Raw genomic sequence first — 20,428 nt, 5'->3', positions numbered from 1 at the left:
CCCTCGTCGCGATCTGGCGGGGAGGGGAGTATGGCAGAGCTCTCACAGAGTCGTTCCAAAAATTGTTACAACTGATTTATGCTCCGCCTTTTTCGAGCAGGTAATCCAGCATGAAGTTAATGCTGATCTCAGATATTCATGGCAGCCCGTCCGGGCTGGAACAGGCGCTGAAGTTGTCTGATCGCGAGCAGGCCACCCGTATTATTGTTTTGGGGGACTTGTTAAATCCTGGTCCCCGAAACCCACTGTCTCCAGACTATGATCCACAGGCGGTTGCAGCATTATTGAACACCAATGCCGCGCGCATCACTTGCGTACGGGGCAACTGCGACAGTGAAGTAGACCAGATGCTGATTGATGTTCCGGTGATGGGTGACTACGCCCTGGTGCTGGTGGATAACCGGCAGTTGTTTCTGACCCATGGCCATCTCTGGCATCCGGATAAGCTGCCCTATCTAAATAAGGGCGATGTGTTCTGCTTTGGTCACACCCATATTCCTGTTCTGGAACAGCATCAGGGTATAACACTGTTCAACCCCGGCTCTGTCACTCTGCCCAAAGGTGGTTCTCAGGCGTCGGTGGGTTGGTATGAAGACGGACGACTCTGGATTACCGATCTGCAGGGCCAGTGTCTGATGGAGGGAGACGCTATCAGCGCCTAATCTTTTAAGCAGGCAGGCTGGAATCAGGGATGAATCATGGAGAACCGCGGTGTCATGGCTGATGCGCGGGTATTTGCGCGTATCAATGAGTTATCACGGCAATCCACCCGGATTATGAATGAACGACCCGATGGTGATACCACCGTTGGGTTGAGCGGGGATGGCAAGCGGGTCATGACCCTGAATCACTCCGATCAGCAAACCAGAAACCTGCGCTCTGAACTGAACCAGCTGCAGCAATGTGCCAACCGCTACTGCCAGATGCGCGGCTTCCATGAACGCAGTGTCAGCCCGGTTCACGTCGATGATTCCCGTCTGGATGCCCTGACCCTCTCTTTTGCGATGCTGGAGTTAAAGGACTCTGCTCTCTATGTTGGGGAGGAGTGCCAGCAGCTGCTTGGCGATGTGGTTTTCAATCAGGCAGACCCAGAGGGTGTGATGAGTTCCATCAATCAGGCGCTGGCACGTTTGAAAACACCGATGGATCGCGCCGTTATTGCTGGACAGTTATTGCGTCACTCCGAGAAATGGCCGCCCAGTCCGGCACTGCAACACTGTCGTGATGCTCTGACCGCTGATGTTCAGCAAATTCGTGAGCAGCGTCAGCAACATATTCTCAGCCGTTGCGAAGCTCTCATTCACACTGTTAGTTCTGAAGGTTCGTCTTTTGGGGAGTATTCAGAGCTGTTATCCGATCTGGCAGAGGAAATGACCCAGCTGGCCAGTCTGGATGAAGGCTACAGTGCTTTTGTCGGGAAAATGTACAGCCAGCTGGAAACCATGCGGGCACTGACGGCTATCTCCTCAAGGTCGAGTAGCGGAAAGAGTGTGAGAGCGTTGGAGCCATTGGAGAAGGCTCTGGCACATTACGATGCGCCACCCAAGGTTGAGCCTTCTCCACCTATAACTCCGGAACGAGGCCCTGTTCAGCCATCGCTTGCGGAAGACAGTGCTCAACACGCCATGCAGGGTGATGACGCTGCTGAAACCAGTGGTCAGGATCAGATCCGTGGCGCGCCCGTGGTTCGCGAGATGGGCAAACTGGGGGAGGGCGTTGGTGGACTGGTCAGCCAGATAGAAACCGCACCCGGTAAAGTGCGGGCACGTAAAATTCCTAACCCGAAAACCACCGGTCAAACCCCTGAACACGAACAGCTCCGCGAGATGGCGCAGGAGTGGCAGTATATGGCTCAGTTGAACCACCCACATATTCTGCACGCCGGCCGTGATCCTATTGCCCGGAATACTGTGGTTGTACAGGAACGGGATATGTATGTTGATCGTGACGGTTATCTGCGCACCTCCTTTGGCGACCACCGTGATCACAATAATCAGCCGATCGATGATATTGATGATGACTTTGTCTTTGTCGATTCCGTGCAGGAGAACGAGATTGCCGGGCTGCAGATGGAGTTGACTGATGGCGGGCTTGATAAACACATGGATAACATGGTGCACTCGGAACGTGTTCGTTGCTGCCTGCAGCTGATGGATGCGGTGCGTTATATGCACCAGCAAGGTGTTGGTCATCTGGATTTAAAACCGGACAATATTCTTTATAAAAAAGGCGAGGGTATCAAAGTCAGTGACTTTGGTCTGTCACAGCCGATCAGCCCGAAGGGTGTGGACCAGAGCGGAATATTTAATGCCGGCTTCTGTCCGCCAGAAACCCATTCCGGCCGTTATGTTGATGCGAATTTGCACGACAGCTGGAGTACGGCCCTGACACTGATCAATGTTCTGACCGGGATGAATCCGATGTGGGATGATCCGGCTATCAAGCAGGAATATGAGCGGCTTGGTCCCCCGAACATGCCTTACCGTCTGCATCCTGATGTGATCAACGGTGCGATCAAGCGTTGCCTTGATAACTACCCCAAGCAGCTGGGGCCGATTCGGCCGATGTTGTGGAGTATGTTGAACCCTGACCCCAACCAGCGCATGGATGTTTATGATGCGATGAATCAGTATGGGGGCGCGATGGAGGGCTGGCAGCGGCAACTGCAAAATGCCGGCTTTTAACTTATGTGGCTGGTGCCCCTTTAAAGAATATCGGCGACATCCAGCACCTTATCGGCCTTTTCTTCAATGGTTGGGAACGCTGCTGAATCCGTTTCCCCGTATTCATTGGTGTAATCCCGGGTGTTTTTCTGCACGGTAATCACTGCAAACAGGCAGAGAATAAACGACATTCCGTAGAAGCCTTTCTCGCTAAGCAGCATGTTGGCATTAAACAGGCCGATAACCAGTAGGGCAACAGAGATGGATAAAGCCGCCCAGCACATTCCCAGGAACAGGGTTGTGACCGGAATACCTTCGTCTCGATCGCGAACGGTCTTTTGCAAAGTTACCGCAGAAAACGCTGCGAACAGAAAGACGGTCAGGTAGTAGCCTTTCTCATTAAATTCGATCTGCGCATTCCATAAACCGATGAGATACCCCAGAGCACCTATCGCCAGTGCGCCCCAGCTTGCGGCGATATAGGCTGCCGTTGGTTTATTAGAATTCTTGTTCATCATTATTGTTGCCTCCCTGGCCTGGGCTCTGACGCCTAACCTTGTGACCCGAACGACATATTTTACAACGAGGTAATATATGCTTTGGAAAAAGAACATGTCAGAAAATTATGTTGGTTTTATTAATATCTAATGGTTTGAATAGGACCTGAATAAAGAACAGTAACAAGGGGGGAATGCCCCGGCAAGCCATAGGTGGCCTGCCGGGAGAGTAACGCAGGGTATGAGATGTTAGTGCTCACCACCCAGCGACAGCAGGCTGGCATTGCCGCCGACAGCTGTCGTATTGATAGTCAGCGTACGTTCGGTAGCAAAGCGATACAGGTAGTGAGGTCCACCCGCTTTCGGGCCAGTACCGGACAGTCCCTGACCACCAAATGGCTGTACTCCTACCACCGCGCCAATCTGGTTACGGTTGATATAAGCATTACCGACATTCACTTCTTCCTGAATCAACGTTGAGGTGCGTTCGTTACGGCTGTGCACACCCAGCGTCAGACCATAACCAGTGCTGTTAATATCGTCGATAATATCCATCAGCTCGCTGGCCTTATAACGCACCACATGCAGGATAGGGCCAAACTGTTCGCGACCCAGCACCTTGATGCCCGGGATCTCAAAGGCCACCGGGGCAACAAAGTAACCATTGTCGGCCATCTCCGGCAGCTCGCATTCGGCAATCAGCGTGGCTTCGGTTTTCATCTTATCTACGTGAGCCTGCAGGCCGGCACGGGCACGTTCATCAATTACCGGACCAACATCAGTAGAGTGCAGGTTCGGATCACCAATGACCAGCTCAGCCATGGCACCCTTCAGTAGGTCCAACACCCGATCGGCAATATCGTCCTGCACATAGAGCACCCGACAGGCTGAACAGCGCTGGCCGGCACTGCCAAAGGCGGAGAGTACTACATCCTGAATCACCTGCTCCGGCAGGGAAGTGGAGTCAACAATCATGGCATTCTGACCGCCGGTTTCAGCAATCAGAGGAATAATGGCACCGTCCCGGTTGGCCAGAGCCCGGTTAATCACCATGGCAGTTTCAGTGGACCCGGTAAAGGCGACACCGGCAATACGAGGGTCAGACACCAGTCGATTACCAATACGTCCACCGTCGCCAGGCAGCAGTTGGATAACGTCACCCGGAATACCCGCTTCCTGCATCAGTTCGATGGTGCGGGCAGCTATCAGACTGGTCTGTTCAGCAGGCTTGGCAATTACCGTGTTACCCGCTGCCAGTGCCGCAGTGATCTGACCAAGGAAGATCGCCAGCGGGAAGTTCCATGGACTGATGCACAAGAACACACCGCGGCCTGTCAGACGCAACTCATTGGATTCCCCGGTTGGTCCAGGCAGTACCAGAGGAGCGCCGAATTTCTCTGTGGCCTGCAGGGCGTAATAGCGACAGAAATCCACAGCTTCACGAATCTCATCAATCGCATCGTGTACAGTCTTGCCGGCCTCTCTATGGCAGATCGCGACCAGCTCTTCACGATGTTTTTCCAGTAGGTCAGACAGGGCAACCAGTTTAGTGGCACGCTCAGCCGCCGGTGTCCGGTTCCAGCCTTTGAATGCGGCAGAGGCAGAATCAATCGCCCGATCTATTTCGGTCTCTGTCGCCCAATGCATCTGGCCAACAACGGCACGGGTGTCGTAAGGGCTGGTGATCTCGGAAGACTCGGAAGTTTCTACCTGCTGGCCGTTAATAATCGGGCCTTTGTGCCACTGTTTGTCCATGAATTCTTGTACTTTGTTATGGAATGGATGAACGATGGATTCAATATCGATATTGACCCCGGCAGAGTTACGGCGCTCTTCGCCGTAAATATCCAGCGGGAGCACAATCCGGCGGTTGGAGAGATGTTCATAACCGGCCAAAACATCAGCCGGATGGTGAACAAGAGATTCCACCGGAGTCTTGGCATCAACCAGACGGTGCACAAACGACGAGTTGGCACCATTTTCCAGCAGGCGACGCACCAGGTACGGCAGCAGGTCACGATGGCTGCCCACCGGCGCGTAGATGCGCACGGTCTTTTGTTCACCTTCCAGCACCAGATTGTAAAGGGCATCGCCCATTCCGTGCAGGCGCTGGAATTCGTATTCGCTGTTATTCACCTCTGCGGCCATGGTCAGAATGCTGGCCACAGTGTGGGCATTATGGCTGGCGAACTGGGGATAAAGCGTCCCCTTGACCTGATCGCTCAGCATAAATTTGGCACAGACTAAATAGGCAACATCTGTCGCCTCTTTGCGGGTGTAAACCGGATAACCCGGGTAGCCGTTCTGCTGGCAAAGCTTGATCTCTGTATCCCAGTAGGCGCCTTTGACCAGACGAACCGGAATAATATCGCCTTGCTCTTTTGCCAAGGCTGAGAGCCAGCACAGGGTTGGCAGGGCACGTTTACCGTAAGCCTGAACCACCAGACCAAACTTGCCCCAGCCCTGACAGTCAGGGTGACGATAGAGCTTCTCAAACAACTGCAGAAACAGTTCGTGGCGATCCTGCTCCTCGGCATCCATATTGACGGCCACATCACCGGCACGGGCCGCACGAATCAGGATCATTACCGATTCCAGCAGTTCGTCCATCACCCGTTCGCTCTGGGCAACCTCATAGCGGGGATGCAGTGCTGAAAGTTTGATGGAAATGCCCGGCTTGGGAGAACCTTCAATCTCCGGATCGGCGGCGATAGCTTCAATCGCCTGCAGATAGTCGGCATGGTACTTGGCAGCATCATCGGCGGTTAATGCCGCTTCACCGAGCATATCGAACGAGTAGGTATAACCCTGTTTACGGGAGTCGTGACCGTTACCAAGGGCTTCTTTAATAGTGCGGCCGAGGACAAAGTGCTTGCCCATAATCTTCATGGCCTGATTCACCGCCTGACGGATAACCGGCTCGCCCATCTTGTTCACCAGACGGCTGATGACGTTGGCCGGACGACCATCGTCTTTGCTGTCCATGGTGACGACCTTGCCGGTCAGCATTAGTCCCCAGGTGGAAGCATTGACCAGCAGGGAGTCACTTTGGCTCAGGTGCTTATTCCAGTCCGCCACACTGATTTTGTCGCGTATCAAAGCGTCGGCGGTTTCCTTGTCCGGCACTCGCAGCAGGGCTTCGGCCAGACACATCAGCAGAATACCTTCCCGGGTATCCAGGCTGTATTGCAGCAACAGCGCGTCGATCATATGAATGGCGTTATCACTGGCGCGGACATCCTGAATCAGTCTGGTTGCCCGGTTGCTGATGGCGGTGCGCTGTTCACTGGTGTCGTCCAGTTGAGGGAGCAGTTGCTGGAGCCAGGCTTCTTCATCAACGCAGTAGAGCGGTGAGATGGCTTTCCAGATGGTATCAGGGGATTGTTGCATAAAAGCGGGAGCGAACGCGTCACTGGCTTGAAACATACCCACTTCCTCTGTTGGTTATTATTTATTCGTTATTAAAAAGTTAGTTATGTGGGGACATTACCGCTTTGTGATTCACAGAATCTTTAAAAAAACTTTCTGTTTTTATGCAAAAACTTCATTTTCGAGCGCCAGAAGACTTTGCTTTCGTAATTGCAGCGGAGTGATGCCGAGCTTTTCCCGCATCGCGCGGGTCATCAGGCTCTGGTTGTTAAAACCGGTGATTTCGGCGATATCGGCAAGGGAGGTATTCGTCGCTTCCAGCAGATGGCTGGCACTGGCCAGGCGTTGCTCAAGGATATATTGGTGGGGTGTCTGATGGGTAAAGCCTCGAAAGGCAGAGTAGAATCGGCTTTCCGCCATGCCGGCCATGGCTGCCAGCTCCGGAACCCGCAGCGGCTTATCAAGATGCGAAGCAATATATTCGCAGATCTGATCCATGGCCAGAGTCGCACTGGCCACTGGTTGCCAGCTTTGGGCAAAGCGCAGGCGCAGACTTTGTAGCAGACCATCACATAGGGCCTGGCTTAACAGTTCATCTTCCGGGAAGCGTGCCAGTTCATGGCTGACCTGCAGAATCAACTCCATCAGGGAGCGGTCGATCCGGAACCAGGCCGGGCAGGCAAACATGGTACGGGTTTCCGGGTTCAGGTCTTCATCATCAACGTTCAGCAGGATCAGCTCATTACCGCTTTTGCCGGCAAAGGAATGCTCGGCACGGCTTGGGATCACGCAGCCGACACTGTGGGTAATCCGGCCTTTCTGCCCTTCAATGGTGAAGTCAGCCAGACCGGCCACCGGAATCACCAGCTGGTGGTGTTCATGGCTGTGCTGGGTTTCGGTATTGGGCAGTGTGGTAACGGCGAGCCTCTTCATGGAAAAAGAGTATCGCCGTTAATTTCACGGTGCAATCAGTATTGGTGAAAGCCCATTGGATTGTTCATTCCCAAGAGTTGCGATCTCAGAGTCGCGTTCTCCTGACGGAGTTGTTGATTCTCCTGATACATCGCCTCTACTTTCTGAAGGAAGCTCCGCTGGTGGGTTGCGACATCTGTCTGCAGACTTTTGACCTGTTTTTCTAACTGCCTTTTTGTTTTTCGCATTGCAGCGACTTCGTCATCCAGTTCCTCGTGCTCAGTTCGTTGCTTCGTCCGGGCAATCTGAGCGGCATTTTTGTTTTTGCCACGACGACGGAGCTCTATGATGTCGTGCTCTTCTGCTGGGCTGAACTCTTCGAGAACAATAAGGGCGTTAAAGTCATCGACCTCCATTGTAGAGAGTGTATCTACCTTACGTTGACCTTCGGGAAGCTTGGCAAGTAGCAGTGGCAGAATCTCTGTTTCCAAATCCCGGTGTGTCGTTGGTCTGGTTATGGCAGCAGACTTGCCCTGTTTCTTTCTACTTCTGGATGGCCGATCTCCATAAGGTTTGGAATCTGCCCGCCCTTTGGCTTTCTTCACTTTTCCTGTATCTGTAGCCGGGATTGAGGGTGCTGGGCTGAGGGGGGAATCCTGAAAGAAACCGATGGTATCCGGACTGCTCTCAATGCCCAGACCCGAATCCGAAGAGCCCGGGGATCCATTGTTATACATCATCGGCATGCCGTCTTGATTGCCATATTCGGTCGGTTCCCTTAGAAGACCGGCTGCTGTGTTGTTTAAAGGCATGGACATACCACCGTTGCCCATTATCGGGCTCGTCGGCGAGTAAACGGAGGTAACGCCACGATCCATAATTGATGTCTGTGAAGGTGGCAGAGACATGCCGGGTACTGGTTGGGCCAGCCCTTCTACGGGCAGAGAAGTCATAAGGCAACTCAGGCAGTCTGGGTTCTCACAGCCAAGGCAGGGTGGTACGCCTATATCCATATCTAAACCACCAAATAGATCGTTGCCACCGGGAAGGTGTGAGAAATTCAGTAAGCTGTTCATAGCCGGTATCTCCCTGATAAAGACTGTCCTGAAAGAAAAATTGCTCTGTAAACAACAAAGCTTCGTTATGGATACTGACCATGGTGGACAGAGCCTATTCCCGAGCGGTTAGTCGGGCTGTACGGCTGGTTAGGCAGGCTGACAATCAGGCATAAAAAAAGCAGCCGGGGAGGCTGCTTTTGAGAGCAGACAAAGTCTGTTCAGAATTATTGATTGCGGGCGGCAAACTCCGCCATCAGGGCAACAGGCTTTTTCTTTTTGTTGGTTTTGTTCAGAACGAAGACCACAGTCTCGCCATTTGGGCCGGCACCAATCTGGGTGAAGCGATAGGCGGCTTCGCCCGTCTGGCGGACCGCTTCCATATCGGCCAGGGTGCTGAATACATACAGACGACCATCTTCATTGCGCATCTCACCGTAAAACTTCTCAGCGGCCTGCTGCTGGCCTTTGTACAGATCAATGCTGCCGATACCGGAGGTCTTCTTTTTGTCTTTGCTGGTCAGGCCGAAAACCAGAGTCTGATTGTCCGGGCCTTCACCGATGTAGACCTTGCGGTAAGGCGTTTCACCGTTAGCGATAAAGTCCTTGTACACCGCCATATCATCAAAGACGTAGTAACGGCCTTCGTGGGCCACTTCATACAGATCATCATTATTGATTTGGGCAGCAACCGCCTTGGCTTTTGGGGCTGCCGGGGCCTTTGCTGTCTGGTCATCCATCATGGACTGGCAGCCGGCCAGAGTGGCTACAGCAAGGGCAGAGAGGGTCAGTGTCTTCAGTGTGCTACGCATGGCAGGCTCCTAGTTCGTTCGGGTTTTTATGACAGAGTGATGACCAACATAAGCAGCCTCTGTTACCTCAGTGTGAAAGTTATATGTCAGAACTGTGACAAAACCGGGATGGAACCATAATGATCCTTGTGGTGAAGACGATAATCCCTTGAAGGAACCGAGGGTGGGATATGCCAACCAGAAAGGGTGTTTCCGGCGAGAGCAGCAAGGGTTGGAGCATTGCCGCTCTGTTCTCCCGTCGTAAAAAGAACCAAAGCCAGCCTGTGACTGGGCAGTCTGCAGGCAAAAAGGTTGAGGCCACCGCACAGCCGGCTCCACAGATTAACCAGAAAGAGACGGCTTCGGTCCGTAAGCCCTCCGCAGCCGTGCTGGATCGCAATGTCTCGGTTCTCGAAGAGCTGCCCGTCTTTGACTGGCACAAGAAGAGGCTGGTGATCCCCAAACATATTGATGGTGGGATACGCTGCCAGTTGACCGATTTTGGTACCAATACCGTGTTTACCGGAACGGCATCCAGTGTTGAGTCTGACCAGCGGCTGGGTAAGCCTATCTCTTCCCGTGATCAGGCCCGTTTGCTGCCCCGCTGTCTGGCGAGCGGCTCCAATGGTTGTGTAGAAGCCTGCACGGTTGATGGCGTGCCCGCAGTGGCCAAGCGCAGTTATTGCCTGCTTCTCGATCCCGTCAGTGGTCAGGTAATGTACCCGGATGCCAACGGGATTATGCGGGAAGTGGGGGTGCTGGCTGGGCTGAATAAGCTGGGTGGCAATCATCCAGGCCTGTCTCATATTGTCCCTTTCCTGGGTGCCGGTGTGAGCAAGTCCGGAGAGCCGTTAATTTATCTGGGACGCGCTGAAGGGAGTCTCGAAAAGCAGCTGGAATCAGGCCCTCTCCCACTAGATAAGGTACTGGATTATGGGCGTGGTTTGTTTGCCGGCCTGTCCTGTCTTGCCAGTTTCTCCCTGACTCATCAGGATATTAAGCCGGCCAATCTATTGATCAAGGATGGCAAGTTGTTGCTGGCGGACTTTGGCGAAACCACGTCCCATAAGGGCTTTGCCTCCGTAGGGATTGATGGAAAAGCGCTGAAACCTTCAGACCGTGTGGCTGGCTCCAAGGAGCTGAAACCCTTTCATGCGGATTTTGAAAACCCGCAGCCGGCTTCTGATATTTGGGCCGCCGGGTTATCGCTATTAACGATGATGAACCCGGATGTTTTGCTTGATCCCAAAAGTGAGTTTCTGGGGCGCTTCCATGATTACAGCCATGGTAATAAGCCGTTTAAGTTGCTCACGGAAGAGGAACAAAGCCAGCTACGCGCCAACATCCATCAGGGCATTGATGAAATTGTGGATGGCTATCTGACCAGAGAGCAGGCGGCCATCTATGAGGAAACCCTCAAAGAAGTTCTCTACGCTGTTTTTGAGCCGGATGCGAGTAAGCGGTTGACCGCTATTCAAGGTGAGATGGTTATGCGGCAGTTACACAAGATCTGGTTTAAAGGGCCAAGAGTGCCTCAAAGTCATTAACCCCCAGGCCCTAACACCTCGGTCAGTGATTTTATTTGCATGATTATCCACGCTGGCTGGTTTTCAGCAGGGTGCTTGCGGTGCAATCATCAGGGGCAATCCAGACTTTTTCAGGCAAAGGTTCTCCCTGTCGGGATGAGCCTGTGTCAGCCCCACAGCCCGTTAAAGAGAAAAGCCGGAAAACCTATTCTTATAATTTAGGGTATTGCTATATCCCCAAAGAGACTTGGAGACATTGTCTGGAAAAACGTCCGGGGCAAAAGATACCTTTCCATGTCAGTTCTCTGCGCCATGCACTGATTGTTCCGGCCGGATATGGCTACCCGCATTTGACACTGGATATTCAGGAGACCCGTTTTATCGCCCGCCCTGCCAGTCAAGGTGGGGAATGTGTGGCTGTCCGGATCAATCATATGCATTTGTCACCGGCGGAAAACTTCCCGCGCATTGCGTTTGTCTGCCATGGTCTGGACATCATCCCGGAATATCCTGTGCCGGAAGCTATTTGCCATGAGATTCAGGCTTATCTGGGAAGAACTCCCTTGCCCTATCAGCTAATACCCCCCGTGACACATAAGTTTCCCCCCGAAGTTCTGCAAACAAAGCTTTTGCCCCTGCCGGGTTCGCCAGATTCTGGTTCTGCTCCAACGCTGCTGAAATCGGCAAGAGGCAAAGGGAAAGGAAAAGGGCAAAAGAAAAAAGGCCATCAAGCTCGTGCCAGAGTAAAGCCTCCCAAAGGCGCATCACCGGGCCGGCCTGGGGGTTGCCTGCCGGTTCCGGTTGATCCGGATACAGTGTGGCGAGAAAAGCTTAAAGTCAGCAATTTTATGAAAGGGCTGGACACCTTGAATCTGGACATCCTGGATGATTCGGTTTTACAGCAGGCCGTTCATTTTTATCAGATGATAAAACCGACCATTGATCTGCGGCTTGATGATTATGGCAATAAGGTCGAAACGCGCAGCAAAGCGGTTATGGATGCGCTCGGTGATAGTGTCCGTTTAAGCAAAACGGCTTTGACCCGGGACGGCCGTTCTCGTCATCGCTTTATGGAAACGGCCATGGCCAAGACTCGCCGGGAAGTTGTGAGGGCTATCCAGGTTGGTGAGTTACGGGAGCCGTATGACGCTGATACGCTGGATATGTTCGACTTTGAGCTGCATAACCTGCTTCCGGAGGATCTTCTGCCGGACAGCCAGGCACCTTTACCCAGTCACGTGGAGGCTTTTGACGGCTATAGGGCGGCACTGCTGCTGGGAGTGAAAGACCTTGCTATGCGGTGTCAGGAAATCCGTAGTGCGGAGCATTTTGGTCGAGCTTATTTTTTGAGTAAACATGTTGGCCTTCTGCTTGCCTTTATGACGCCCTCGCTGAAGAGCAGCGTTCGGCCGCTTGAAGTCTTTATGGCCCGATTACAGGGGCACCTTATGAGAAAACAAGACGCTTTAAGACCGGATATTATCAAAGACAGTGTGGCGTTAAAGGCCCTGCATAACAGTATGGAAGAGGTGCATGGGGTGAGTGAAACCAGCATACAGTTATTTAATGATTACGCTACGCAGCTGGGGGCAATATCAACCGTCTTGAGCGGCTTTCAACATGCTCACTGGGTCCGGTTGCCTGAAAGAATAAAAGAACCTTTGGAGCGGCTGGCAATGCTGGATGAAAAAGTGCCGGCGCACTGGCCCTTATGTTCAGACATTCTCAGGGGGATCGCGGATATTGCTGAAGAAATAATGAGGGATTCCCAGATTCACTGAGCTGCATCATTCACCACAACTAACACCTCGGTTAGTGATTTCGTTCGTGTTCTATCGCAATTTGACAAGCTTTTAACCGGGAGCTCCGTGTGCAGGCCTCAGCTATAGCCCAGGATACGAAAAAGCAGGTAGTTGTTGGTGAGCCACCTTGTGAGGCAACGATACCTGGGAAATCTAAAGGTCGAAAAACCTATCTTTATGAACGGGGTTATTGCTACATTCCCAAAGCAGCCTGGACTGCCGGATTGGAGAAACAGCCTGGGCAGAAGGTGCCTTTCTATGTCAGCTCTCTCCGTCATGCGCTGATCATACCCGCTGGTTACTGTTACCCCCACCTTACTCTGGATATTCAGGAAACCCGCTTTATTAAACTCCCTGCCGCTAAAGGGGGCAGCTGTGTGGCTGTGCGTATCAATCACATGCATTTGTCGCCCGCCGAGAATGTGATGCGTATACCTTTGCTTTGTCGGGGGCAGGATGTGTATCCGGAATATCCGGGTGATGAACGGTTTAATCTGCAGATTCAGGGATACCTTGCTCAAACGCCATTGCCCTATTGGATCGCTGTCGCAGCCGGGCCATCAAATCCGCCACTGGTCAGGCCGCTCTTACCATCCTCAGAGTTGCCAGATTTGCCGCCCTTACCATCCGAGCTTCCAAATTTACCGGCTCTTGAAGAATGTCCACGTCGGAAGCAGGCGCGTGGAAAAAGAAAAGGAAAGGGGAAGGGAAAAAAGGAAAAGGGAGAAAAAAAAGCAGGTGGTTCTATAACCCCCGCAAAAAAAACATCGCAGTCTCGGCTGGTACAGCCTGTGACTGCGAAGGCAGATCCCGATACTGTCTGGCGGGAACACTTGCAGATTAACAGTTTTCTGGAAGGACTGGATACTTTGGATCTGGAGCTTCTGAGTGATCCTGTGCTGGAACAGGCCGTCAAATTTTATCAATTGATCAAGCCCGCCATAAGAGCGCGGCTTGATCGTTACGGATGTAAGGTAAAAGAACGCAGCCAGGCTGTTATGGATGCACTTGGCGACAGTGCACGCTTAAGCAAGGCCGCTATGGAGCAAGTAGGGCGTTCCCGACAACGGTTTCTGGAAACAGCTATGGCCAAAACCCAGCGGGAAGTGGTGCGGGCCATTAAGGTGGGTGAGTTGCAGGAGGATCATGATCCGGATGCCTTGGATATGTTGGATTTTGGTTTGCATAATCTGGTTCCGGATGACCTTCTGCCTTCGGATCACTCACCTTCGCCTGAGCAGAAAGACATCTTCGCCGGTTACCGAGCAGCATTGTTGCTGGGGGTTAAAGAGATTGCCATGGAGTGTCAGGAGGTTCGCTCTACCGAGCATTTCGGTCGAGCATTTTTTTTGAACGAACATCTTGGGCATTTGTTTCTCTATATGGCGCCAGCACTGCGTAACACCACGCAGCCATTGAGTGACTTTATGAATCTGTTGCTGTTACATCTGGGGGAGCAGCGCGATAATTTAGTCCCCGAAAATATTCAGGATGGGAAAGCATTAAAAACCTTACACAGGCGTATGGATACTGTGCATGGATTCAGTGAAGTCGGCATACTTTTGTTTAATGGGTATGCAACACGTCTGGGAGAAATCTCGACAACCCTGAGTCGCTTTCAGGAGAGACACTGGGCACAGTTGCCCGGACGGATAAAGGAGCCGCTCGCCCGGTTCAAGGGGCTTCATGAGGAAGAACAGACACACTGGTGGTTATGCTCAGATATTCTGCAGGAGATAGCCGATATTTCTGCTGATATTTTAAGAGGTTAATAATTCAGCCGGCTTCGCAGCTTTCCCAGTAAGCCTTTGGTGGCCGGGGAGGAGTGCAGTGTTTTCGTAAATCTTGCGGAGGCCAGTGGAAAGGTCCGAGAGTGCTTCAAAGTCATTAACCCCAAAGCACTCTTTTTCAGTGTCACTCAATACCCAGCAATTCAACTTCAAAAACCAGCGTGGAATGGGCCGGGATCTTGCCCATGGCACGAGCGCCATAAGCCAGCTCAGGTGGAATAAATAAGCGAGCCTTGGAGCCCACTGACATCAACTGCAACCCTTCCGTCCAGCCTGCAATCACCTGATTCAAGCCAAAAGAGATCGGCTCACCACGGCGGTAAGAGCTGTCGAACTCGGTGCCGTTAATTAGAGTACCCTGATAGTGCACACGCACTTTATCTTTGGCGGATGGGTAAGTTTGGCCATCACCTTCGTTCAGGATCAGGTATTGAAGACCGGAATCGGTGGTCTTGACCCCATCCTTGTTTTTGTTTTCCGCCATCCACGCCTGCTCCTGCTCGACGCGAGGACCCACTTCGGCAGCATGAGCCGTGTTCTGGCGCTGCTGATAGATCAGAAAGCCGACAATACAGACGGCGGCAATAATATAGGGGAAGTATTTGTCGAGCATGGTTCTCTCATCTATGTGGATCGGTACGCCAATGACAACAGAGAACCGGTTCTCAGGCAAGCCAAACACTTGCTCATCAAAGGCATGAACTGTCATATAATCCCGGCACTATAATTTTAATTCCATGCTTAATAAAAACGACAAAGGATGTGTTGTGGTCAGGTTGATTAAACAGGCTCCCTGTTATTTAGGTCGGTTGCTGTTGGCGTTGAGTTTTGTGGTGCCGTTGGTTCAGGGCAGTGAGAACAGTGAAAGTGCACTGATTGGCTCCATTGGTGAGCGTCTGCGAAACAGCGATGAACAGCTTAATAATGTCTATTCAACCCTGAAGGATCTTTCCGAATCGACTCAGCATGCCGCGTTAAGAAAGGATCAGCGAGACTGGCTAAAGCGGCGTAACACCTATTGTCAGCTAGATAGTGCGTTGATGCAGCGCAGCGACTGGCAGAAACAGCTGGCCAGCGATTATGGCAAGGCGCTGTGTGTTATCGAATTTACCGACGAGCGAATCAAGGTTCTGTCCGACAGAATTCCTGCAGTCAGCGTTTCTGTACCGGCAAAACCGAAGCTGAAAACCTGGGGCGATCGCTTAAACCCTGGCGGTGAAGCACCCCTTGACAGTTTTAAGGCGTTTTATTTTGAAAGTACCAAACCTGACCGTCCTGCACAGGAAGCAGAAGTCGGCAAGATCGCTCTGAACTTTCCTTACGACAAGGGCTTTGGTATTCCTTCTGAAACCTTTGCCGCCTATTGGGTAGGTCGTGTGGCCTTTGATCGTGACACGGCTCAAACCCTTGAGCTTTCACTGAGCTGGGCGAAAGTTCGTCTGATTATTAATAAGGCTGTGGTCTATGAAGGTGGCAGTGATCAATCTATTCCTTTCACCTTTACTGCCGGCGAGCACCTCATAGAAATTGAGTACATCAATAACTGGCACACAACCGAGTTCTCGTTTACCCGGCAGGCGCTGGTGCAAAAGCACGATATCAAAGACATTGGACGTGTGCTTAAAGGGTTGAATGCTGGGGATGCCAGTATTCTTTATGCTGCCCTGTATGAAAGTAAGTCCGCCGATTTAACCACCACAGTGTCTGTTATCAATCACCAGAAACCCGTGGTGTTACTGTTGAGTTCCTACGGGCCGGTCAGCTGGCATATCGTTAACCCCGGCAAGGCGGATATTCGTGCAGTTATTTTTGGCAGCCATGCCAAAGGCAGTACGGTCACCGGGGATCTGGATGGTGATGTGCCTTTGCTGGCATTGAAAACACGGGTGGGTAATTATCGGATTGTGCCGAGCTGCAGTTGCATGAATGGACGTTTCCACTGTGAAGGGCGCAGTGGATTGGATGATCTGGCTGGTATCGAGCGTGATACCGGTCTGACTGTCTTCGGAGGTACATTCGGTACCTACAGTGCCAGCTTTCTCACTTTGCCCACCATGTTGTTTGATACGGAAACCAGGCAAGAACTCCAGCGCCGGCTCGACACGGTTGAAGCACAGCGAAAAGCCTGTACGAAACCTGGGTTTGATGATGTGTTTGGGGAGGGCTGAGCCATGAGAGCCTTCCTGATCGGTTTTATCGTACTTGGACTGGTTAGCGGTTGTTCCAGAGATTCCAAACCTGTAGTTCCAGTATCGCAGGCTCTTCTTGAGGAGCAGCAGCTGTTGCTGTCTTTTGTCTCCAACGAGCAGCGCAAAGTGCTTGAGCAGGAATACCAGCAGTGGCTGGAGGTGCGAGATAACCTTTGTCAGGCACAACTGGCTGCTGGTGAACTGGATAGCAGTTCCGCAGACCCGATGGCGGAATGTTATTCAGCACAGGACAGAAAACAGAAGGGCATTTTAAAAGCCAAACGAATACAGGCCTGGTGGCTGTCTGTTGCTCCTGAAGGATTGGCATCATTCCGGCCGGTATTTGGCAAAACAAGAAAGGAAAAGAAAATAAGTCCCAATAATCTGGTGCATTCCGCGAATGGTCTGCTGATATTTGGGGATGATTATGGCCGTGTGCATTTTATGGATCCTGGTCGTGGCCATGTTCTGGTAGAAAATAAGGCTCACCAGAATGCGGTTGATCGGGTAGTCGTTAACCGTGAGCGCACACTCGTAGCTTCAGGTTCTTATGGTCACCGTGGCAAGCCCCGGGTTGTGGTGATCAGTGATGCCACCAATGGTAAAGAGTTGGCGCGGCTGGATGATTATATGGTGGAAAGTTTCAGTCCGGAGGGCGATCTGCTCTGGCTGAGCCGACGCGAAGATGTGCATGTTTATGATGTGACGACTGGCAAGGTGTATCCGGTCTGGAATGCCGATGCTGCTGTTGTTCGTATTGAGCAAAGTCCAGACCAGCCGCTTATTGCCATAGGTACCTGGGATGGTGATATACATCTGCTTAGTTTTTCGCGCCCCAATGCACATCAGGTCGCTGCACTTTATAAAAAGACGATCAACCTTGGGGCTCAGGGCGATAGTGTTAAGCACCTGTCTTTCAATAGTGAACAGATTGTTGCTGCCACCTCGGAAGGCACGCTGTTTGTCATTGATGTTAGCTCTGGCAAAACAATATTAACGGTCAACAGTGGTTTTGGTTATTTGAGCGAGATGAAAGTCGCGCCCGGCGGGATGTTTGCCTTTGCTTCCGGAACGGTGGGAAGTGGCAATAGCCATAAAAGCGATCTTATTAAGGTTGATCTACGCTCCGGAACGTTTGAAAAAGTCGCTGGCAGCAAAGCCAGTTATATCTACTTCTCGGTGTTGAATGAGAACTTTGTCTGGTATGCCAAAAGCCGGTATCTGAATACCTATCTGAACTATCCCGGAGCCCCTTAAACCCAGACTGGAGCCGGGCGGAGTTTATCCCGATAAAACAGCTGGTGGCTGGGCTGTTCACTGATCAGAATCTCCTCGACAACCTGACCGACAGCCATGGCTGAACTCGGTCTTTCCTGCGGAGAGACTTTCAGGCAGTGGCTGGCCAGCTCTCTGGCTTTTAAGGCATTTTCCGGATACTGCACATGCAAGTCCGAATCTACGCGAATCTTTCTATGGCCCGGATAGCAGCGGAGCTTTTGTCGCCTTTGGGGGGCTGGCCACAGGAAGTGTCGGCATTCGGCGGGGCAGTTATTGAACTTGCAGTCTGGATGGTTAGTCCAGGCGAGCTCACACAGCGTGCCTTCCAGCAGTCCCGTTAACAGCACGCCGAGCATAAATATATCAGCCGTGTATTCCAGCGTTGGGCCGGTGTAAAACTCCGGTGGCAGATGCAGGTGATTGCTGGTCAGCTCTCGCTTAACGGGTAAGCCATTAAACTGTGCTATGAACTTTTCACTAGATGGTGTGACATTGTCGTTAGGTGTGCCCTGTAGTGCCATGGCTCCGAAATCGGAAATCAGCGGGTGCCCACGCTCGGTCAGCATGACATTGGGATAGTGCAAATCGTTGTGCACCAGATTGTTGTTGTGCAGATACTGAACCCCTTCGGTAATCCCGACAAAGGTTTCCAGCCGGTGCAGCCAGACAAAAGGAACTTCAGGGATACTGTTTATTCGCTGGGCCAGTGTGCAGTGTGCCATGGGATAGAACAGCAGGCAGCGTTGGACGTCGGGTGCCAGTACATAACCCAGGCAAGGCATTAGGGCTTTATGGTTGAGTGCAAACTGGGTCTTGCCCTCATTGATCGCATTGTCGTAATCAAGAGGGTCGTGATTGACTTTGAATACCAGGCCTTCGCAAGGCACCTGCTTGACCATGCCAAAGGTGCCAGCCGCCAGGGGAGGCATGGCGTTGTGATCCCAAAGCGCTTCAAAGCAGTGAGCCAGAATTCCTTGCATCTTGTCTGCGGACTGCCGGGAGAGAGCCTGGCAATGAACTGTGGTTCTTACCTGTACACGCTGTTCTTCCCAGTTGTCCGGGTGCGGCGTATAGGTCAACCATCGGTCGGCCTGGATGGATACCTTGCCGTCTGCTTCTTTGATGGTCGGCGGCGGAAGGGTATACCAGGAACAAGTAAATTGGATCATAACGAAGGCTCCAGTGAATCAAATCATTCTGGAGCCCTTCGTCAGGAAAACCATAACCAGTCTGACAGTCATGCTGACTGCGGGTGGGTTTACTCGTCCTTCAGCCAGCCATTAGCGACGCAAAGGTCGATCTGACTGACCACATAATTCCACAGTTTTGGCGCGCTGACTTTGAGGTATTCGTTTCGCTTAAGCGCCTGCGAACGGGTGACTCCGTGGCGAGCCCAGGTGCCGCCATTGTCGGCCATGTTCTGCATAACCGGCAGGATGCGGTCCATGGCTTTGGCAAAGCGGGCATCGGCAGATTCTGCCTGCTCAAACTCCAGCCACAGGTTTTTGTAAAAATGGTATTGCATCTCCGGTAACAGACCAAAGATCCGGTCAATGGCGGCCAGCTCCTTTTGTTCCTGCTCTTTATGGCTGCCTTGCTCGGCATAGGCAAACATATCCCCGGCATCAATCTCGACAATATCGTGAATCAACAGCATGCCAATAATGCGGTTGATATTGATCGGCTCTTCGGCATATTCCTGCAGAACCTGGGCAACAAGGGCAATATGCCAGCTGTGCTCGGCACTGTTTTCCTGCCGGCCGTTATCGGGCTTGACCCGAGTCTGGCGTTGAACCGCTTTCAGGCGATCCAGTTCCAGAATAAATGACAACTGCTGGGCTAACTTATCCATGGTGCCAATCTCAAAAGACAGGGGAAATAAACAAACCCGAGAGGTGCACACCTGTCGGGTTTTCGTTGGACAATTGCCGGGAAATTATACCATCGGCCGATCAGCGCTCGTATATGACCGGCAGCATGATATTGATCTCTTCGCTGTCGTTTATCAGCTCAGCTGGTCTTACTCAAAAAAGGCCGGGTCGTAGGTCACTTCACCGGATGGGATTGCGTCCGGTTCAACGGCCAGTGGCTTGATTAAGAAATATTCTGGGGGAACGCCAGCCAGTGTCAGGCGTTCATCCTGAGCAAACCCAAAACGCTGGTAATAGTCCGGTTCGCCTAACAGGACAATGCCTTCGACTCCGGCTTCTTTCAGCTGTGCCAGCCCTTCGTTGATCAGTTGGCTGCCAATGCCTTCTTTCTGGCGATTCGGTATAACCGACACCGGACCAAGCCCCAACCATTTGGATGATTTTCCAGCGATAGCTACCGGTGAAAAAGCAATATGTCCGACGACACCGGTTTCATCCTCCGCAATCAGCGACAGTGTCAGGTTACCGCTCTCCCTGAGGCGATTAACGATCAGGTGTTCGGTAGGCTTGGCACCGGGCTCATGGTGTGGGTGGTTTTCAAAGGCCTGATAGGTCAGCGTTTCAATAGCGCTGATATCGGCAGGGGATTCCAGTCTGATCTTCATAACGGAGTTTTTCAAGATAG

At 52.1% G+C, this 20,428-nt stretch carries 16 protein-coding genes; 7 read left to right on the top strand and 9 right to left on the bottom strand.

The window, feature by feature from the left end; translation table 11 throughout:
• Window positions 1–110 precede the first annotated feature (110 nt).
• Both yfcE and EHSB41UT_RS07990 read left to right on the top strand, forming a co-directional pair.
• A complete protein-coding gene (gene yfcE / locus EHSB41UT_RS07995; RefSeq protein WP_087108548.1) occupies window positions 111–662 on the top strand; it encodes a phosphodiesterase in 552 nt (183 codons plus the stop codon).
• Window positions 663–698: 36 nt separating this feature from the next.
• On the top strand, window positions 699–2,684 hold the full coding sequence (locus tag EHSB41UT_RS07990; RefSeq protein WP_087108546.1) for a protein kinase domain-containing protein: 1,986 nt from the start codon (window positions 699–701) through the stop codon (window positions 2,682–2,684).
• Between the two features lie 20 nt (window positions 2,685–2,704).
• Here EHSB41UT_RS07990 and yiaA read toward each other — a convergent pair whose 3' ends face one another.
• From yiaA to EHSB41UT_RS07965, 5 genes are all read right to left on the bottom strand, one after another.
• On the bottom strand, window positions 2,705–3,181 hold the full coding sequence (gene yiaA, locus EHSB41UT_RS07985; RefSeq protein WP_207626591.1) for an inner membrane protein YiaA: 477 nt from the start codon (window positions 3,179–3,181) through the stop codon (window positions 2,705–2,707).
• Between the two features lie 228 nt (window positions 3,182–3,409).
• The gene (putA, locus tag EHSB41UT_RS07980) at window positions 3,410–6,586 is read right to left on the bottom strand and encodes a bifunctional proline dehydrogenase/L-glutamate gamma-semialdehyde dehydrogenase PutA (protein WP_087108544.1); all 3,177 of its coding nucleotides are present in this window, start codon (window positions 6,584–6,586) and stop codon (window positions 3,410–3,412) included.
• A gap of 105 nt (window positions 6,587–6,691) precedes the next feature.
• A complete protein-coding gene (locus EHSB41UT_RS07975; RefSeq protein WP_087108542.1) occupies window positions 6,692–7,462 on the bottom strand; it encodes an AraC family transcriptional regulator in 771 nt (256 codons plus the stop codon).
• Between the two features lie 35 nt (window positions 7,463–7,497).
• Window positions 7,498–8,517, bottom strand: a complete 1,020-nt coding sequence (locus tag EHSB41UT_RS07970) for a hypothetical protein (protein WP_087108541.1) — start codon at window positions 8,515–8,517, stop codon at window positions 7,498–7,500.
• A gap of 206 nt (window positions 8,518–8,723) precedes the next feature.
• Window positions 8,724–9,308 carry a hypothetical protein gene (locus EHSB41UT_RS07965; protein WP_106408275.1) on the bottom strand — a complete coding sequence of 195 codons (585 nt, stop codon included), beginning with the start codon at window positions 9,306–9,308 and terminating at the stop codon, window positions 8,724–8,726.
• Window positions 9,309–9,478: 170 nt separating this feature from the next.
• Between EHSB41UT_RS07965 and EHSB41UT_RS07960 the strand changes: the two genes are divergently transcribed.
• From EHSB41UT_RS07960 to EHSB41UT_RS07950, 3 genes are all read left to right on the top strand, one after another.
• Window positions 9,479–10,834 carry a protein kinase domain-containing protein gene (locus tag EHSB41UT_RS07960; protein WP_087108539.1) on the top strand — a complete coding sequence of 452 codons (1,356 nt, stop codon included), beginning with the start codon at window positions 9,479–9,481 and terminating at the stop codon, window positions 10,832–10,834.
• 143 nt (window positions 10,835–10,977) lie between these two features.
• Window positions 10,978–12,594, top strand: a complete 1,617-nt coding sequence (locus EHSB41UT_RS07955) for a hypothetical protein (protein WP_133060437.1) — start codon at window positions 10,978–10,980, stop codon at window positions 12,592–12,594.
• Between the two features lie 89 nt (window positions 12,595–12,683).
• Window positions 12,684–14,387 (top strand): hypothetical protein, encoded by a 1,704-nt coding sequence (locus EHSB41UT_RS07950; protein WP_087108536.1) that lies wholly within the window; start codon window positions 12,684–12,686, stop codon window positions 14,385–14,387.
• A gap of 142 nt (window positions 14,388–14,529) precedes the next feature.
• Here the strand turns inward: EHSB41UT_RS07950 and bamJ are convergent, their stop codons facing one another.
• The gene (gene bamJ / locus EHSB41UT_RS07945; RefSeq protein WP_087108535.1) at window positions 14,530–15,114 is read right to left on the bottom strand and encodes a BamJ family beta-barrel-assembly machinery protein; all 585 of its coding nucleotides are present in this window, start codon (window positions 15,112–15,114) and stop codon (window positions 14,530–14,532) included.
• A 58-nt stretch (window positions 15,115–15,172) separates the two neighbouring features.
• On the opposite strand from bamJ, the gene EHSB41UT_RS07940 reads away from it, so the two are divergent.
• Window positions 15,173–16,573, top strand: a complete 1,401-nt coding sequence (locus EHSB41UT_RS07940) for a lysozyme inhibitor LprI family protein (RefSeq protein ID WP_165767186.1) — start codon at window positions 15,173–15,175, stop codon at window positions 16,571–16,573.
• 3 nt (window positions 16,574–16,576) lie between these two features.
• Complete coding sequence (locus tag EHSB41UT_RS07935; RefSeq protein WP_087108531.1) at window positions 16,577–17,851, top strand: WD40 repeat domain-containing protein; 1,275 nt, start codon at window positions 16,577–16,579, stop codon at window positions 17,849–17,851.
• Here EHSB41UT_RS07935 and EHSB41UT_RS07930 read toward each other — a convergent pair.
• From EHSB41UT_RS07930 to EHSB41UT_RS07920, 3 genes are all read right to left on the bottom strand, one after another.
• A complete protein-coding gene (locus EHSB41UT_RS07930; RefSeq protein WP_087108529.1) occupies window positions 17,848–19,041 on the bottom strand; it encodes a protein kinase domain-containing protein in 1,194 nt (397 codons plus the stop codon). The genes EHSB41UT_RS07935 and EHSB41UT_RS07930 overlap by 4 nt on opposite strands.
• An 89-nt stretch (window positions 19,042–19,130) precedes the next feature.
• On the bottom strand, window positions 19,131–19,724 hold the full coding sequence (locus EHSB41UT_RS07925) for an HD domain-containing protein (protein ID WP_087108528.1): 594 nt from the start codon (window positions 19,722–19,724) through the stop codon (window positions 19,131–19,133).
• A 168-nt stretch (window positions 19,725–19,892) separates the two neighbouring features.
• Window positions 19,893–20,408 carry a GNAT family N-acetyltransferase gene (locus tag EHSB41UT_RS07920; RefSeq protein WP_087108526.1) on the bottom strand — a complete coding sequence of 172 codons (516 nt, stop codon included), beginning with the start codon at window positions 20,406–20,408 and terminating at the stop codon, window positions 19,893–19,895.
• Window positions 20,409–20,428: the final 20 nt, after the last annotated feature.

It is taken from the genome of Parendozoicomonas haliclonae (genome assembly GCF_900174585.1).
In the GTDB taxonomy this organism is placed as follows: Bacteria; Pseudomonadota; Gammaproteobacteria; order Pseudomonadales; family Endozoicomonadaceae; genus Sansalvadorimonas; species Sansalvadorimonas haliclonae.
Note: the sequence above shows the minus strand (reverse complement) of the source record. Positions and strands in the feature narration are given on the sequence as shown.